The 1,345-nt window shown below is 47.2% G+C and carries 1 protein-coding gene and 3 pseudogenes; 2 read left to right on the forward strand and 2 right to left on the reverse strand.

What is annotated here, in order from left to right:
• Window positions 1-77: 77 nt before the first annotated feature.
• Window positions 78-290 (forward strand): annotated as a pseudogene (locus QMN93_RS25880) (DUF4440 domain-containing protein); the annotation flags it as partial.
• Window positions 291-331: 41 nt separating this feature from the next.
• Here QMN93_RS25880 and QMN93_RS25885 read toward each other — a convergent pair.
• Both QMN93_RS25885 and QMN93_RS25890 read right to left on the reverse strand, forming a co-directional pair.
• Complete coding sequence (locus tag QMN93_RS25885; RefSeq protein WP_012695489.1) at window positions 332-976, reverse strand: quinolone resistance pentapeptide repeat protein QnrB2; 645 nt, start codon at window positions 974-976, stop codon at window positions 332-334.
• Between the two features lie 95 nt (window positions 977-1,071).
• A pseudogene (locus QMN93_RS25890) lies at window positions 1,072-1,278 on the reverse strand (helix-turn-helix domain-containing protein); the annotation flags it as partial.
• Between QMN93_RS25890 and QMN93_RS25895 the strand changes: the two are divergent.
• Window positions 1,264-1,345: pseudogene (locus QMN93_RS25895) on the forward strand (SMR family transporter); the annotation flags it as partial. The pseudogenes QMN93_RS25890 and QMN93_RS25895 overlap by 15 nt on opposite strands.

A 1,345-nucleotide genomic window follows, 5' to 3' on the forward strand; every position in this document is an offset into this window, starting at 1 on the left:
TGAATGGGTTCATGTGCAGCTCCATCAGCAAAAGGGGATGATAAGTTTATCACCACCGACTATTTGCAACAGTGCCTTATTTCGAGCATTTTCTTGCGAAAAAGCCGACCGGGAAAATTGACATGCGTACCATTCGCCTGGGGTGTAATAAGGCGATAGACACCGGTACCTACACATTTACCTTCGCGGACAAATCAACGGTTTCAGCCCGCTACACATTCACTTATGCATGGGACGGTAAAGAGTGGAAAATTTCCACACACCACTCTTCAGCGATGCCTGAAGGGTAAAAAGCTGTGCAGGGGGCGGAATATTCACCGCTCCCTGAAGACTAGCCAATAATCGCGATGCCAAGACGTTCCATGAGCAACGATGCCTGGTAGTTGTCCAACTTAACGCCTTGTAAATCAACGCGCCGAATATCTAAGTCACCCAACTCCGAATTGGTCAGATCGCAATGTGTGAAGTTTGCTGCTCGCCAGTCGAAAGTCGAAAACTCGCCGCCGGAGAGATCTGAACCACTGAACGTCGCGCCCAGTACCTGGGCCCCCATCCAACGGTTTTCCCACAGCTCACACTTTTCCAACACGACTTTCGAAAAATTGGCGTAGCTTAGATTTGTGTTAGTGATATATGCACTGCAAAACCAGGTGCGAGTAGTGATCATATTCATAAAACTTGCGCCGCGAAAATCTGCGCCTTGCGCACGACAGTGGCGAATTTCAATGCCAAGCGCACTGGCATTGCGAAAATCCGCCATGGATAAATCACAGCTTTTAAAAATGGCATCTTTCAGCATCGCACGACTAAAATTGCACCCTTTCTGGCTTTCACGATCATAGAACTGACAGCCGATAAATTCAGTGCCGCTCAGGTCGGCACCTGAAAAATCACAGTTAAAAAATGTACTATTTTCAATTTTCTCACCGGTGAAGCGGTTTCTGTTAATTTTTTCGCCAACGAGTGCCAGAGCCATATTTTGTGCCTGTTTTTTTATACAGTAATGGCGTCATGGTAAACCCTGATGAGGTTATGCGTCAAATCCGCCAATATAACATCTGCAAATGTGCGTTAAATCTGGTGTTTTTTCAGCAAAGCGCGAAGCTGATGGTAAGTCAGACCCAGTAATTCAGCGGCTTTTTTCTGGTTAAATTTTGCCTGCTGTAAGCTGGTTTGTAGAAAGTCTTTCTCTTGCTGCTGCTGGAATTCACGCAGATCCAGCGGTAACCCTACAGACATCGGTTTAGTTTCCGGCGCCTGCGGCTGCGTCTGGTTCTGAAATCCATCCCTGTCGGTGTTGCTTATGCAGTCTGGTCGGGACTCGGCGTCGTCATAATTACAGCCA

This window comes from Enterobacter sp. R-1.6.2 (genome assembly GCF_035064085.1).
In the GTDB taxonomy this organism is placed as follows: domain Bacteria; phylum Pseudomonadota; class Gammaproteobacteria; order Enterobacterales; family Enterobacteriaceae; genus Enterobacter; species Enterobacter asburiae_B.

What these genes read in the sequence shown, in the direction of transcription:
- QMN93_RS25885 (WP_012695489.1), bottom strand. Translation starts at nt 976, where the DNA reads ATGGCTCTGGCACTCGTTGGCGAAAAAATTAACAGAAACCGCTTCACC.